We start from the raw sequence: 13,991 nt of genomic DNA, 5'->3' as shown, positions 1-13,991 counted from the left end.
GCTTGTTCTTTTCATTATGTTCCATAGAAAAGACGTGAACAATGCGTGAACTTAAGGAGAAGGGTTTGTTTTTTCAAGCCCTCATTTGCGTGCTTCAAAATTCATTCATATCATAACTTGCAATTTATCTAGAACACAGGCATAATATGAATAAGATTGTTTTTTTGATAATGATTATCATTATTAAATGATAAATACACATAGACTTTAAAGGAGGCAGGACCACAGTGAAAGAAACTTTTAGTAAAACCTCCCTGCATATTGATGATTATTTGGACCTTCTCAATCTTGCCGTACAAGTCGGAGATACCAAGTGGCAAAAAGAAATTACCCGTAAACTTCAAGCCTTGAGTGTCCTTCAGACAGAACAGGTTGAAATAGATTAACTGCCCCAGTTAATACTGTCCTCAGTTAAAAATGCTGACTAGGCACCACTATATAAAGGACAACCAAGATACCATAAAACTTTTGACCGAATCCATAATGGTGATCTTTCAGGTGAATGATAAATAAATCGGTTATAGGAAAAAGAGCACAGCCTTAACGGGCTGTGCTCTTTTTATCGTGCTTGGCGACGTCCTACTCTCCCAGGACCCTGCGGTCCAAGTACCATCGGCGCTGGAGGGCTTAACGGTCGTGTTCGGGATGGGTACGTGTGGAACCCCTCCGCTATCGCCACCAAACATGAATTTGCTGTGCAAATTCTTCCGTACGGTTATTCGCTTCACCACTTATCGTGTGAATGAATAGCCATGCGCTTGTTGTATGTCACTTGTACATACGTTCAAGGTTACACCCTGAAAACTGGATCCGAAACTCATTTGCGTTTTATCTTAGGATAAGCCCTCGACCGATTAGTATTGGTCAGCTCCATGCATTACTGCACTTCCACCCCCAACCTATCTACCTCGTCGTCTTCAAGGGGTCTTACATACTGGGAAATCTCATCTTGAGGGGGGCTTCACGCTTAGATGCTTTCAGCGCTTATCCCTTCCGTACATAGCTACCCAGCGGTGCTCCTGGCGGAACAACTGGTACACCAGCGGTACGTCCATCCCGGTCCTCTCGTACTAAGGACAGCTCCTCTCAAATTTCCTACGCCCACGACAGATAGGGACCGAACTGTCTCACGACGTTCTGAACCCAGCTCGCGTACCGCTTTAATGGGCGAACAGCCCAACCCTTGGGACCTACTTCAGCCCCAGGATGCGATGAGCCGACATCGAGGTGCCAAACCTCCCCGTCGATGTGGACTCTTGGGGGAGATAAGCCTGTTATCCCCAGGGTAGCTTTTATCCGTTGAGCGATGGCCCTTCCATGCGGTACCACCGGATCACTAAGCCCGACTTTCGTCCCTGCTCGACTTGTAGGTCTCGCAGTCAAGCTCCCTTCTGCCTTTGCACTCTTCGAATGATTTCCAACCATTCTGAGGGAACCTTGGGGCGCCTCCGTTACTCTTTAGGAGGCGACCGCCCCAGTCAAACTGCCCACCTGACACTGTCCTCGCACCGGTTCACGGTACCAAGTTAGAACCTAGATACGATCAGGGTGGTATCCCAAGGATGCCTCCCTTCAAGCTGGCGCTCAAAGTTCTACGGCTCCCACCTATCCTGTACAGATCGTACCCAAATTCAATATCAAGCTGCAGTAAAGCTCCATGGGGTCTTTCCGTCTTGTCGCGGGTAACCTGCATCTTCACAGGTATTAAAATTTCACCGGATCTCTCGTTGAGACAGCGCCCAAGTCGTTACGCCATTCGTGCGGGTCAGAATTTACCTGACAAGGAATTTCGCTACCTTAGGACCGTTATAGTTACGGCCGCCGTTTACTGGGGCTTCGGTTCATAGCTTCGCTCTTGCGAGCTTACCACTCCCCTTAACCTTCCAGCACCGGGCAGGCGTCAGCCCGTATACTTCGCCTTGCGGCTTCGCACAGACCTGTGTTTTTGCTAAACAGTCGCTTGGGCCTTTTCACTGCGGCCCCCTCGGGCTATTCACCCTACCGAGGCACCCCTTCTCCCGAAGTTACGGGGTCATTTTGCCGAGTTCCTTAACGAGAGTTCTTCCGCGCGCCTTAGAATTCTCTTCTCGCCTACCTGTGTCGGTTTGCGGTACGGGCACCTTCTCCTGGCTAGAGGCTTTTCTTGGCAGTCTGAGATCATGACCTTCGCTACTACAATTTTCGCTCCCCATCACAGCCCAGCCTTAACGATGTGCGGATTTGCCTACACATCAGCCTCACTGCTTAGACGGACATCCATCAGTCCGCGTCACTACCCTACTGCGTCACCCCATTGCTCATAACGGATTACGGTGGTACAGGAATTTCGACCTGTTGTCCTTCGACTACGCCTATCGGCCTCGCCTTAGGTCCCGACTTACCCTGAGCGGACGAACCTTCCTCAGGAACCCTTAGGCTTTCGGCGGATCTGATTCTCACAGATCTTTTCGTTACTCATACCGGCATTCTCACTTGAATGCAGTCCAGCGCTCCTTACGGTACACCTTCAACCCGCATTCAACGCTCCCCTACCCCTGATGCAAAGCATCAAGCCATAGCTTCGGTGGTGTGTTTAGCCCCGTTACATTTTCGGCGCAGAGTCACTCGACCAGTGAGCTATTACGCACTCTTTCAATGGTGGCTGCTTCTAAGCCAACATCCTGGTTGTCTGTGCAACTCCACATCCTTTCCCACTTAACACACACTTGGGGACCTTAGCTGATGGTCTGGGCTGTTTCCCTTTCGACAATGGATCTTAGCACTCACTGTCTGACTCCCGGAACTAAATCTATGGCATTCGGAGTTTGACTGAGCTTGGTAACCCTTGCGGGCCCCGCACCCAATCAGTGCTCTACCTCCACGATTCTTCTTTCCGAGGCTAGCCCTAAAGCTATTTCGGGGAGAACCAGCTATCTCCGGGTTCGATTGGAATTTCTCCGCTACCCCCACCTCATCCCCGCATTTTTCAACATGCGTGGGTTCGGGCCTCCAGTGCGTGTTACCGCACCTTCACCCTGGACAGGGGTAGATCACCCGGTTTCGGGTCTACGTCCACGTACTCATTCGCCCTATTCAGACTCGCTTTCGCTGCGGCTTCAGCTCTTCACCTTAACCTTGCACGGGAACGTAACTCGCCGGTTCATTCTACAAAAGGCACGCCATCACCCATAAATAGGGCTCTGACTTCTTGTAAGCACACGGTTTCAGGATCTATTTCACTCCCCTTCCGGGGTGCTTTTCACCTTTCCCTCACGGTACTGCTTCACTATCGGTCGCCAGGGAGTATTTAGCCTTGGCAGATGGTCCTGCCGGATTCATACGGGGTTTCACGTGCCCCGCACTACTCGGGATCCGTCTCGGAGAGAACAAGTTTTGAACTACAGGGCTTTTACCTTCTCTGGCGGGCCTTTCCAGACCTCTTCATCTAACCGGTTCCTTTGTAACTCCATGTGAGACGTCCCACAACCCCAAGGAGCAAGCTCCTTGGTTTGGGCTAATCCGCGTTCGCTCGCCGCTACTGACGGAATCACTATTGTTTTCTCTTCCTCAGGGTACTTAGATGTTTCAGTTCCCCTGGTCTGCCTCTATTCTGCCTATGTATTCAGCAGAAAGTGACTGTCGATGAAGACAGCCGGGTTTCCCCATTCGGACATCCCCGGATCAAAGCTTGCTTACAGCTCCCCGAGGCCTTATCGTTGTTCGCCACGTCCTTCGTCGGCTCCTGGCGCCTAGGCATCCTCCGTGTGCTCTTTGTAGCTTAACCTAGTATTTACATCGTAAATACGATTTGCTTTGAATTTCGGTTCAACACTTACGTGTGAATGAAATTCAAGGCAGCTACCTTTATTTCACTTGTTTACACAAGATCAGCTTAAAGGAATATTCTAAAACGCAATTTCGTTTCGGTATCCAGTTTTCAAGGTGCAATTCGCTTCATCGAAGCGAAACCCGATGAATATTTCGGTTCCACACGGATGTGTGAATGAAGTATTCGTCGAAGCTTGAGAGTTTGAACTCTCAAAACTGAGCAACGAGTGAGTAAGTTCAGGATATTCATTTCATTCACACGAATGTGATGAACCGAATTGAATATCCGGTCGCAGGTACATGTACCTGCTAATTTGAATGTTTCCATCGCAGGAAACGATTCTCCATAGAAAGGAGGTGATCCAGCCGCACCTTCCGATACGGCTACCTTGTTACGACTTCACCCCAATCATCTACCCCACCTTCGGCGGCTGGCTCCTTGCGGTTACCTCACCGACTTCGGGTGTTGTAAACTCTCGTGGTGTGACGGGCGGTGTGTACAAGACCCGGGAACGTATTCACCGCGGCATGCTGATCCGCGATTACTAGCAATTCCGACTTCATGTAGGCGAGTTGCAGCCTACAATCCGAACTGAGACCGGCTTTTCTAGGATTGGCTCCACCTCGCGGCTTCGCTTCCCGTTGTACCGGCCATTGTAGTACGTGTGTAGCCCAGGTCATAAGGGGCATGATGATTTGACGTCATCCCCACCTTCCTCCGGTTTATCACCGGCAGTCTGCTTAGAGTGCCCAGCTTGACCTGCTGGCAACTAAGCATAAGGGTTGCGCTCGTTGCGGGACTTAACCCAACATCTCACGACACGAGCTGACGACAACCATGCACCACCTGTCTCCTCTGTCCCGAAGGAAAGCCATATCTCTACAGCGGTCAGAGGGATGTCAAGACCTGGTAAGGTTCTTCGCGTTGCTTCGAATTAAACCACATACTCCACTGCTTGTGCGGGTCCCCGTCAATTCCTTTGAGTTTCAGTCTTGCGACCGTACTCCCCAGGCGGAATGCTTAATGTGTTAACTTCGGCACCAAGGGTATCGAAACCCCTAACACCTAGCATTCATCGTTTACAGCGTGGACTACCAGGGTATCTAATCCTGTTTGCTCCCCACGCTTTCGCGCCTCAGCGTCAGTTACAGCCCAGAGAGTCGCCTTCGCCACTGGTGTTCCTCCACATCTCTACGCATTTCACCGCTACACGTGGAATTCCACTCTCCTCTTCTGCACTCAAGCTCCCCAGTTTCCAGTGCGACCCGAAGTTGAGCCTCGGGATTAAACACCAGACTTAAAGAGCCGCCTGCGCGCGCTTTACGCCCAATAATTCCGGACAACGCTTGCCCCCTACGTATTACCGCGGCTGCTGGCACGTAGTTAGCCGGGGCTTTCTTCTCAGGTACCGTCACTCTTGTAGCAGTTACTCTACAAGACGTTCTTCCCTGGCAACAGAGCTTTACGATCCGAAAACCTTCATCACTCACGCGGCGTTGCTCCGTCAGGCTTTCGCCCATTGCGGAAGATTCCCTACTGCTGCCTCCCGTAGGAGTCTGGGCCGTGTCTCAGTCCCAGTGTGGCCGATCACCCTCTCAGGTCGGCTACGCATCGTCGCCTTGGTAGGCCTTTACCCCACCAACTAGCTAATGCGCCGCAGGCCCATCCACAAGTGACAGATTGCTCCGTCTTTCCTCCTTCGCCCATGCAGGAAAAGGATGTATCGGGTATTAGCTACCGTTTCCGGTAGTTATCCCTGTCTTGTGGGCAGGTTGCCTACGTGTTACTCACCCGTCCGCCGCTAGGTTATGTAGAAGCAAGCTTCTAAATAACCCCGCTCGACTTGCATGTATTAGGCACGCCGCCAGCGTTCGTCCTGAGCCAGGATCAAACTCTCCATTAAAGACCAACCGAAGCTGGTTTATAGAAAGAGCGATAAGCTCATTTTGAAACTGACGAGATAAAATATCTCTTGTTTGATTTTGCGAACAAAATCGTTTTACTCACTCGTTGTTCAGTTTTCAAAGATCAAACATTTCTCTTTCGCTGCGTTTTTCAGCAGCTATAAGATCATATCATGTTCGTTTCAAAAATGCAAAGGCTTTTTTTTTAAAAAAAGATCATTTCACCCAAGTTTTTCGCTTTTGAAACTGCTGTTTTGTTGTCAGCTCAAATAATATATCATTTTCGGCCAGAGAAAGCAACTTGTAAAAATATCCTTTTTTTTAAATATGGGATTTCTTCCTCCTTTTATTCAACCATTATTAGAATTAGCTCCACTGTTACTTCAAAACGGTTGGTGCATAAAATGTCATGCATTCAGTTCCATTTAATATATATACTTTATTGCTAATTAGCCGCTATACGACGTTAATTAGTTATTTGGTAATCTATGTTGTTCGTACCCCATGTGCTAGATTGCTATAAGACCTGCGGCAAGGCGAAGTCTCTTGGACCCCGCCTAATGGTATTCATATATTAGAGGCGACAAATTTCATGGGCACATTGGCCGTACGAAGGACAGCAGCACATGCCACGTAATACCTTGAGATCGTGAATGACAATCTTTCCATCCCTTGTATCTAGGGTTCCCTGCTCTTTCAGCGCGCTCAGCATCCGGTTCACACTCTCGCGCGTCGCTCCAATCATCTCACCTAATTCGGAGTGACTTAGCTTCATATTTAGTAAAATGCCATCCTTCACAGCCACGCCACATGTATTGCTAGCACGGATCAATGTAGACGCTAACGCTCCAGTTTTACCATACAACAGTAAGTCCCGAAAACGCGATTGCATAATGCGTTGCTTCATCGCCATCCACTGGATGAACTGAAGTGCCATTTCCCCATTTTTGGACAAGAGCGACTCCAGATCCTTAACAAGCACGACGCCTAACTCACACACATCAGCTGTTTCCGCAGTGCAACTATACTCTTCTCCATCTATCCCGCTAAATTCCCCAATTAAGTCGCCTTGATGCTGAATGGTCAGAATCAGTTCTTTACCATCTTCTGTCGATTTACGAAGTTTGACATGACCTGAATGTATATAATAAAGCTGCTCTGCATCATCGCCCTCTCGGAAAAGCATAACGCCTGCCTTTACCTTCTTCCAGGACATAATATCTTTTAGCAGATCAAAATGCTCATCTGTCAAATAAATCTGAATTCCCGTGCGTTCCGCTTCGTCCCCAAACCGTTCCATACAAGTGGCTTGCATGTTAGCGTCCTCCTCGTGTTTACCTGATATCTATATCATAATGTTTTAACGCCTGGGTTGTTATCGGGAGAACACCTGATTTTATACCTTCCTACTCCCTGATTTGCTGTGATAAATATCACTTCTGAAGTAAGCTAACGCCCCATTTATCGACCATTTCCCTACTCCTTATCCGACCAGATGAAAAGTCAGTGTTTCCTGCGCCTATAGATCAGGGGGTTCCCCGATCTACTTTTGCAACTGTCGAAACTACAATGAACTAGAGATATAGTTTGGTTATGAAAAAGGATGTGTCTTCTATGCTACAAATAACGGATGAAATGCGAAAAGAACTGAACCAGTTGAGAGATACTATTTATGGTGATCTCACTGCCCTTGCATTTATGTCTAAGTCAGGTGGTAAGTTGCATTGGTATTACGCCTCTGGTAGCCGAAGCAATCGCTATCGCCTTATTTCTTTTAAGATTGGCCATGGTATTGCCGGTATGGCTGTTCGCTTGGGACGTACCGTAACTGTAAGTGCTTTGCTATCAGGTAGTATACGTCTGCGTCAGGAATGTGCACTAATGCTGGCCGAGCAGCTTCACTCTGCTGTTGCCATTCCCTTTTCCAGCACAGGGGATCTGCCCAACGGTGTGCTGCTTCTTGGTAATCGTGATGTGAGGATGTTCACAGAGTCTGATATAGCCGAGGCTACTCAAGTAGCTCAACGCCTTAGCCAACTATGTGCTTACCCTCTCACTCCATAGCTCAACAATGTTTCTATAGATAATGATCCTCATCAGATACTTGATATAGCTGTCCCTAACTATCTTTGTTGATTGAAATCCCTAAAATTTGCTATGATTATGACAAAACGTACGGTTTTTTACCGTTCGAGGGGATGACAAATTGATTCGTATACTAGTAGTGGATGATCACGTTGTCGTACGTTCTGGCCTCATGGCCCTATTGGACGGCAAAAACGGTATTAAGGTAGTAGGAGATGCAGCAGACGGGGATGAGGCAATCCGCAAGGCAGTGGAGCTACAACCTCATGTTGTGCTCATGGATTTTAGCATGCCACCTGGAAAAGATGGTCTCACAGCAACCACTGAATTAAAAAAACAGCTGCCCGATACAGAAGTCCTTATTTTAACGATGCATGACGATGAAGAATATCTGTTCCGAGCCATTCAAGCTGGAGCATCCGGATATATTTTAAAAAGCGCACCTCACGAGGAGTTACTCGCTGCCATCCAGTCTGTGGCCGAAGGTAGTGCCTATTTGTACCCGAATGCAACCAAACGACTGATGAGTGAATATCTGGACAAAATCAAACAGGAAGGCATAGCCGGACCCTATGAATCCTTGTCTGAGCGGGAGAAAGAGATTCTATCCTGGGTAGCCAAAGGTTATGCCAACAAGGAAATTGCCGAGCATCTGGTGATTAGTGTCAAAACCGTAGAGTCCCATAAAAGCAATCTTATGGAGAAGCTTAACTTGAAAACACGACCTGAGCTAGTCAAATTTGCACTAAAAAAGGGGCTGCTCCATTATGAATGAACCTTCTAACCCTTTACTGCAGCATGCCTTTGGTGAATCAACCGATAAACTGCTGAATGATCTGGAAATTTATATACCAGAATCCCCTTTTCTTCATGCGCTGCGTAACTCACTCCACCAATTATCCAATCTGAAATTTGCTCTAGATACGTCTTCCATCGTTGCTTTGACCGATCATCGAGGTATTATTCAGTACGTAAACGACAAGTTCTGTGAGATTTCGCAATACAGTCGTGAAGAGCTGATCGGTCAGGATCATCGTCTCATTAATTCAGGCTATCATACCCCCGCCTTCATGAAAAACCTGTGGACTACGATCCGTTCAGGTGAGGTATGGCAAGGAGAAATACGTAATCGTGCTAAAGATAACAGCTACTACTGGGTGAATACTACGATCGTTCCGTTTATGGACGAGGAAGGTAAACCCTATCAGTACTTAGCGATCCGCAATGAGGTCACTAAACTGAAGAGAGTAGAAGCTGAACTTCAGTCTATGATGACACAAGTCATGCAAATACAGGAAGAAGAACGTAAACGCTTTTCAAGAGAGCTGCATGATGGGATAGGGCAAAGCTTATTTTCACTTATTATCCAATTGGATAGCCAACTTGCCGAACAACCTAGTGCTACTCTGGAGAATCTCCGTTCGCAGGTGACCGACATCATCAAAGATGTTCGTGGTCTAGCGTGGGAACTTCGTCCCTCAGTTCTGGATGATCTGGGTGTCGTCCCAGCCATAAGAACCTATATTGAAAACTTCTGTTCTCATTACGGGATTGAGGTGCATTTTCAATGCAATCTACGTAAACGGGTTGATATTCGCAAGGAAATTGCAATTTATCGGATTGTACAAGAGGCGTTAACGAATGTAGCCAAATACGCAGATGTAGCAGAGGCATATGTCGACGTTGAGGATCAAAATGAAATGATACAAGTGACCATTCGGGATAAAGGCATTGGATTCTCTGGAAAGTCCCAAGGAGAGGGAGTTGGATTGTTCAGTATGGAAGAACGAGCTAGAGGGGTAGGGGGATTTATGAGCATAACCTCTGCTCCAGACGAGGGAACCTCCATCCAGCTAACCATTCCCGTGTAAAAACTGTCCACTAGATCGGTTATCGGTGTATGCCAGTTGTATGATCAGAACGAATACACCGATACCGAAGATTATGGATAATCAACACATTGTGGATTACATGAGGATAAATACAAAAAAAGAGAGAGCTCTGTCCCCAGACAGGCTCTCTTTATTTATAAGGTGTCACCACTGAGGCAACAAGAATCCGCAATAGCAAAAAGCGGGTGATGGGAATCGAACCCACGCTACCAGCTTGGAAGGCTGGAGTTCTACCATTGAACTACACCCGCAAAACAGTATCGGGATGACACGATTTGAACATGCGACCCCCTGGTCCCAAACCAGGTGCTCTACCAAGCTGAGCTACATCCCGACATTATACATTTTTTTTAAGAAATGGCGCGCCCTGAGAGATTCGAACTCCCGGCCTTTTGATTCGTAGTCAAACGCTCTATCCAGCTGAGCTAAGGGCGCATATTAAATTCCATAATGAGTAGTCAAGACGCCACCCAGATTTGAACTGGGGATGAAGCTTTTGCAGAGCTTTGCCTTACCACTTGGCTATGGCGCCGTATGGATAATGGAGCGGACGACGGGAATCGAACCCGCGACCCTCGCCTTGGCAAGGCGATGCTCTACCGCTGAGCCACGTCCGCAAAATATGGTGCGGTCGAGAGGACTCGAACCTCCACGGGGGGTTAGCCCACACGGACCTGAACCGTGCGCGTCTGCCAATTCCGCCACGACCGCAAAATAATTATAAATGGTGAGCCATGAAGGACTCGAACCTTCGACACCCTGATTAAAAGTCAGGTGCTCTACCAACTGAGCTAATGGCTCTTAATGGCTGGGGATATAGGATTTGAACCTATGCATGACGGAGTCAAAGTCCGTTGCCTTACCGCTTGGCTAATCCCCAATAAATTAAGAATAAAGGGCGGCCGATGGGGCTTGAACCCACGAATGCCGGAGTCACAGTCCGGTGCGTTAACCACTTCGCCACGACCGCCATATGATTATGAAAAGACTGGTGGAGGATGATGGATTCGAACCACCGAACCCGTAAGGGAGCAGATTTACAGTCTGATGCGTTTGGCCACTTCGCTAATCCTCCAAAATGGTGCCGGCGAGAGGACTTGAACCCCCAACCTACTGATTACAAGTCAGTTGCTCTACCAGTTGAGCTACACCGGCACATTACTCATTTCCCACTTGAAAGGTGGCTCGGGACGGAATCGAACCGCCGACACGAGGATTTTCAGTCCTCTGCTCTACCGACTGAGCTACCGAGCCATATTAAATTTTATTACTACATCATATAATCCGCACTATATATGCCAATTATATATGAAGCTAAAATGGCGGAACTGACGGGATTCGAACCCGCGATCTCCTGCGTGACAGGCAGGCATGTTAGGCCTCTACACCACAGTTCCAGAGGCATTTCCAATAGGAAATTAATTGCGGGGGCAGGATTTGAACCTACGACCTTCGGGTTATGAGCCCGACGAGCTACCGAACTGCTCCACCCCGCGACATTAAAAAGCATTTCTCAAATTTTCTTATGGTGGAGGCTGAGGGGATCGAACCCCCGACCCTCTGCTTGTAAGGCAGATGCTCTCCCAGCTGAGCTAAGCCTCCATATTATGACCCGTAGGGGATTCGAACCCCTGTTACCTCCGTGAAAGGGAGGTGTCTTAACCCCTTGACCAACGGGCCTTGCAAAATAAGTTCTGGTCTCAATAAATTTATGGCGGAGAGAGAGGGATTCGAACCCTCGCACCACTTTCGCAGTCTAACCCCTTAGCAGAGGGTCCCCTTATAGCCACTTGGGTATCTCTCCGAGTAGCGGCAGAGGGGATCGAACCCCCGACCTCACGGGTATGAACCGTACGCTCTAGCCAGCTGAGCTACGCCGCCACCTTAATATATAAAAGTCAGAAATATTCAAAATATGGCTCCCCGAACAGGACTCGAACCTGTGACAACTCGATTAACAGTCGAGTGCTCTACCAACTGAGCTATCAGGGAATATTGGTGGAGCCAAGCGGGATCGAACCGCTGACCTCCTGCGTGCAAGGCAGGCGCTCTCCCAGCTGAGCTATGGCCCCAATCTTTTTGTTATTCTAGAAGTGGTGGGCCTTAGTGGACTCGAACCACCGACCTCACCCTTATCAGGGGTGCGCTCTAACCAGCTGAGCTAAAGGCCCTAACATGTAAAAATTTATCATCCTCTAAAGGATATCGCTTGGCGACGTCCTACTCTCCCAGGACCCTGCGGTCCAAGTACCATCGGCGCTGGAGGGCTTAACGGTCGTGTTCGGGATGGGTACGTGTGGAACCCCTCCGCTATCGCCACCAAACATGAATTTGCTACGCAAACTCTTCCGTACGGTTATTCGGTTCACCACTTGTCGTGTGAATGAATAGCCATGCGCTTGTTGTATGTCACTTGTACATACCTTCAAGGTTACACCCTGAAAACTGGATCCGAAACTTATTTGCGTTTTATCTTAGGATAAGCCCTCGACCGATTAGTATTGGTCAGCTCCATGCATTACTGCACTTCCACCCCCAACCTATCTACCTCGTCGTCTTCAAGGGGTCTTACATACTGGGAAATCTCATCTTGAGGGGGGCTTCACGCTTAGATGCTTTCAGCGCTTATCCCTTCCGTACATAGCTACCCAGCGGTGCTCCTGGCGGAACAACTGGTACACCAGCGGTACGTCCATCCCGGTCCTCTCGTACTAAGGACAGCTCCTCTCAAATTTCCTACGCCCACGACAGATAGGGACCGAACTGTCTCACGACGTTCTGAACCCAGCTCGCGTACCGCTTTAATGGGCGAACAGCCCAACCCTTGGGACCTACTTCAGCCCCAGGATGCGATGAGCCGACATCGAGGTGCCAAACCTCCCCGTCGATGTGGACTCTTGGGGGAGATAAGCCTGTTATCCCCAGGGTAGCTTTTATCCGTTGAGCGATGGCCCTTCCATGCGGTACCACCGGATCACTAAGCCCGACTTTCGTCCCTGCTCGACTTGTAGGTCTCGCAGTCAAGCTCCCTTCTGCCTTTGCACTCTTCGAATGATTTCCAACCATTCTGAGGGAACCTTGGGGCGCCTCCGTTACTCTTTAGGAGGCGACCGCCCCAGTCAAACTGCCCACCTGACACTGTCCTCGCACCGGTTTACGGTACCAAGTTAGAACCTAGATACGATCAGGGTGGTATCCCAAGGATGCCTCCCTTCAAGCTGGCGCTCAAAGTTCGACGGCTCCCACCTATCCTGTACAGATCGTACCCAAATTCAATATCAAGCTGCAGTAAAGCTCCATGGGGTCTTTCCGTCTTGTCGCGGGTAACCTGCATCTTCACAGGTATTAAAATTTCACCGGATCTCTCGTTGAGACAGCGCCCAAGTCGTTACGCCATTCGTGCGGGTCAGAATTTACCTGACAAGGAATTTCGCTACCTTAGGACCGTTATAGTTACGGCCGCCGTTTACTGGGGCTTCGGTTCATAGCTTCGCCCGAAGGCTTACCACTCCCCTTAACCTTCCAGCACCGGGCAGGCGTCAGCCCGTATACTTCGCCTTGCGGCTTCGCACAGACCTGTGTTTTTGCTAAACAGTCGCTTGGGCCTTTTCACTGCGGCCCCCTCGGGCTATTCACCCTACCGAGGCACCCCTTCTCCCGAAGTTACGGGGTCATTTTGCCGAGTTCCTTAACGAGAGTTCTTCCGCGCGCCTTAGAATTCTCTTCTCGCCTACCTGTGTCGGTTTGCGGTACGGGCACCTTCTCCTGGCTAGAGGCTTTTCTTGGCAGTCTGAGATCATGACCTTCGCTACTATAATTTTCGCTCCCCATCACAGCCCAGCCTTAACGATGTGCGGATTTGCCTACACACCAGCCTCACTGCTTAGACGGACATCCATCAGTCCGCGTCACTACCCTACTGCGTCACCCCATCGCTCATAACGGATTACGGTGGTACAGGAATTTCGACCTGTTGTCCTTCGACTACGCCTATCGGCCTCGCCTTAGGTCCCGACTTACCCTGAGCGGACGAACCTTCCTCAGGAACCCTTAGGCTTTCGGCGGATCTGATTCTCACAGATCTTTTCGTTACTCATACCGGCATTCTCACTTGAATGCAGTCCAGCGCTCCTTACGGTACACCTTCAACCCGCATTCAACGCTCCCCTACCCCTGATGCAAAGCATCAAGCCATAGCTTCGGTGGTGTGTTTAGCCCCGTTACATTTTCGGCGCAGAGTCACTCGACCAGTGAGCTATTACGCACTCTTTCAATGGTGGCTGCTTCTAAGCCAACATCCTG

The 13,991-nt window shown here is 49.1% G+C and carries 5 protein-coding genes, 21 tRNA genes and 5 rRNA genes (1 of these 31 cut by a window edge); 4 read left to right on the top strand and 27 right to left on the bottom strand.

Translation table 11 applies throughout. The features are described from left to right. Nucleotides 1-227: 227 nt before the first annotated feature. Complete coding sequence (locus MLD56_RS01840) at nt 228-386, top strand: hypothetical protein (protein ID WP_165147892.1); 159 nt, start codon at nt 228-230, stop codon at nt 384-386. A gap of 180 nt (nt 387-566) precedes the next feature. On the opposite strand, the gene rrf (MLD56_RS01835) is transcribed toward MLD56_RS01840, so the two are convergent. The 4 genes from rrf (MLD56_RS01835) to MLD56_RS01820 all read right to left on the bottom strand — a co-directional run bounded on the left by rrf (MLD56_RS01835) (nt 567) and on the right by MLD56_RS01820 (nt 7,027). Continuing rightward, nucleotides 567-683 (bottom strand): 5S ribosomal RNA (rrf, locus tag MLD56_RS01835). Between the two features lie 151 nt (nt 684-834). Beyond that, nucleotides 835-3,763: ribosomal RNA gene (locus tag MLD56_RS01830) — 23S ribosomal RNA — on the bottom strand. Nucleotides 3,764-4,157: 394 nt separating this feature from the next. Next, nucleotides 4,158-5,711 (bottom strand): 16S ribosomal RNA (locus MLD56_RS01825). Together the 16S, 23S and 5S rRNA genes form the textbook arrangement of a ribosomal RNA operon. A gap of 575 nt (nt 5,712-6,286) precedes the next feature. Beyond that, the gene (locus MLD56_RS01820; RefSeq protein ID WP_029516024.1) at nt 6,287-7,027 is read right to left on the bottom strand and encodes a Crp/Fnr family transcriptional regulator; all 741 of its coding nucleotides are present in this window, start codon (nt 7,025-7,027) and stop codon (nt 6,287-6,289) included. Between the two features lie 299 nt (nt 7,028-7,326). On the opposite strand from MLD56_RS01820, the gene MLD56_RS01815 reads away from it, so the two are divergent. The 3 genes from MLD56_RS01815 (at nt 7,327) to MLD56_RS01805 (ending at nt 9,668) form a co-directional block, all read left to right on the top strand. Next, the gene (locus MLD56_RS01815; protein ID WP_029516025.1) at nt 7,327-7,776 is read left to right on the top strand and encodes a GAF domain-containing protein; all 450 of its coding nucleotides are present in this window, start codon (nt 7,327-7,329) and stop codon (nt 7,774-7,776) included. Nucleotides 7,777-7,918: 142 nt separating this feature from the next. Beyond that, nucleotides 7,919-8,572: a response regulator gene (locus MLD56_RS01810; protein WP_029516026.1), complete on the top strand. Its 654-nt coding sequence runs from the start codon at nt 7,919-7,921 to the stop codon at nt 8,570-8,572. Next, nucleotides 8,565-9,668, top strand: coding sequence for a PAS domain-containing sensor histidine kinase (locus MLD56_RS01805; protein ID WP_029516027.1), 1,104 nt, complete (start codon nt 8,565-8,567; stop codon nt 9,666-9,668). The genes MLD56_RS01810 and MLD56_RS01805 overlap by 8 nt, the downstream gene beginning before the upstream one ends. Before the next feature lie 201 nt (nt 9,669-9,869). Here the strand turns inward: MLD56_RS01805 and MLD56_RS01800 are convergent. From MLD56_RS01800 to MLD56_RS01690, 23 genes are all read right to left on the bottom strand, one after another. Next, nucleotides 9,870-9,940 (bottom strand) — tRNA-Gly (locus tag MLD56_RS01800). Nucleotides 9,941-9,949: 9 nt separating this feature from the next. After that, nucleotides 9,950-10,023, bottom strand: a tRNA-Pro gene (locus MLD56_RS01795). Between the two features lie 24 nt (nt 10,024-10,047). Continuing rightward, nucleotides 10,048-10,124: transfer RNA gene (locus MLD56_RS01790), tRNA-Arg, on the bottom strand. 26 nt (nt 10,125-10,150) lie between these two features. Continuing rightward, a tRNA-Cys gene (locus MLD56_RS01785) sits at nt 10,151-10,221 on the bottom strand. A gap of 10 nt (nt 10,222-10,231) precedes the next feature. Beyond that, nucleotides 10,232-10,306 (bottom strand) — tRNA-Gly (locus MLD56_RS01780). A gap of 6 nt (nt 10,307-10,312) precedes the next feature. After that, nucleotides 10,313-10,400 (bottom strand) — tRNA-Leu (locus MLD56_RS01775). A gap of 14 nt (nt 10,401-10,414) precedes the next feature. Continuing rightward, nucleotides 10,415-10,490 (bottom strand) — tRNA-Lys (locus MLD56_RS01770). A gap of 4 nt (nt 10,491-10,494) precedes the next feature. Further along, a tRNA-Gln gene (locus MLD56_RS01765) sits at nt 10,495-10,569 on the bottom strand. 17 nt (nt 10,570-10,586) lie between these two features. Further along, nucleotides 10,587-10,659: transfer RNA gene (locus MLD56_RS01760), tRNA-His, on the bottom strand. Between the two features lie 19 nt (nt 10,660-10,678). Then, nucleotides 10,679-10,764 (bottom strand) — tRNA-Tyr (locus MLD56_RS01755). Nucleotides 10,765-10,768: 4 nt separating this feature from the next. Next, a tRNA-Thr gene (locus MLD56_RS01750) sits at nt 10,769-10,844 on the bottom strand. A gap of 26 nt (nt 10,845-10,870) precedes the next feature. Beyond that, nucleotides 10,871-10,943, bottom strand: a tRNA-Phe gene (locus MLD56_RS01745). A gap of 66 nt (nt 10,944-11,009) precedes the next feature. Further along, nucleotides 11,010-11,086 (bottom strand) — tRNA-Asp (locus tag MLD56_RS01740). 25 nt (nt 11,087-11,111) lie between these two features. Next, a tRNA-Met gene (locus MLD56_RS01735) sits at nt 11,112-11,185 on the bottom strand. 30 nt (nt 11,186-11,215) lie between these two features. Then, a tRNA-Val gene (locus MLD56_RS01730) sits at nt 11,216-11,291 on the bottom strand. A gap of 6 nt (nt 11,292-11,297) precedes the next feature. Next, nucleotides 11,298-11,369 (bottom strand) — tRNA-Glu (locus MLD56_RS01725). A 32-nt stretch (nt 11,370-11,401) separates the two neighbouring features. Then, a tRNA-Ser gene (locus tag MLD56_RS01720) sits at nt 11,402-11,493 on the bottom strand. A 3-nt stretch (nt 11,494-11,496) separates the two neighbouring features. Next, a tRNA-Met gene (locus MLD56_RS01715) sits at nt 11,497-11,570 on the bottom strand. A 35-nt stretch (nt 11,571-11,605) separates the two neighbouring features. Then, nucleotides 11,606-11,681 (bottom strand) — tRNA-Asn (locus tag MLD56_RS01710). A 4-nt stretch (nt 11,682-11,685) separates the two neighbouring features. After that, nucleotides 11,686-11,761: transfer RNA gene (locus MLD56_RS01705), tRNA-Ala, on the bottom strand. A 22-nt stretch (nt 11,762-11,783) separates the two neighbouring features. Next, nucleotides 11,784-11,860: transfer RNA gene (locus MLD56_RS01700), tRNA-Ile, on the bottom strand. 36 nt (nt 11,861-11,896) lie between these two features. Further along, nucleotides 11,897-12,013, bottom strand: a 5S ribosomal RNA gene (gene rrf, locus MLD56_RS01695). 151 nt (nt 12,014-12,164) lie between these two features. Next, a 23S ribosomal RNA gene (locus tag MLD56_RS01690) occupies nt 12,165-13,991 on the bottom strand (it continues 1,101 nt past the right edge of the window).

The sequence above is a fragment of the Paenibacillus peoriae genome, assembly GCF_022531965.1.
Lineage (GTDB): Bacteria > Bacillota > Bacilli > Paenibacillales > Paenibacillaceae > Paenibacillus > Paenibacillus polymyxa_D.
This window is presented reverse-complemented; position numbering and strand designations above follow the sequence as displayed.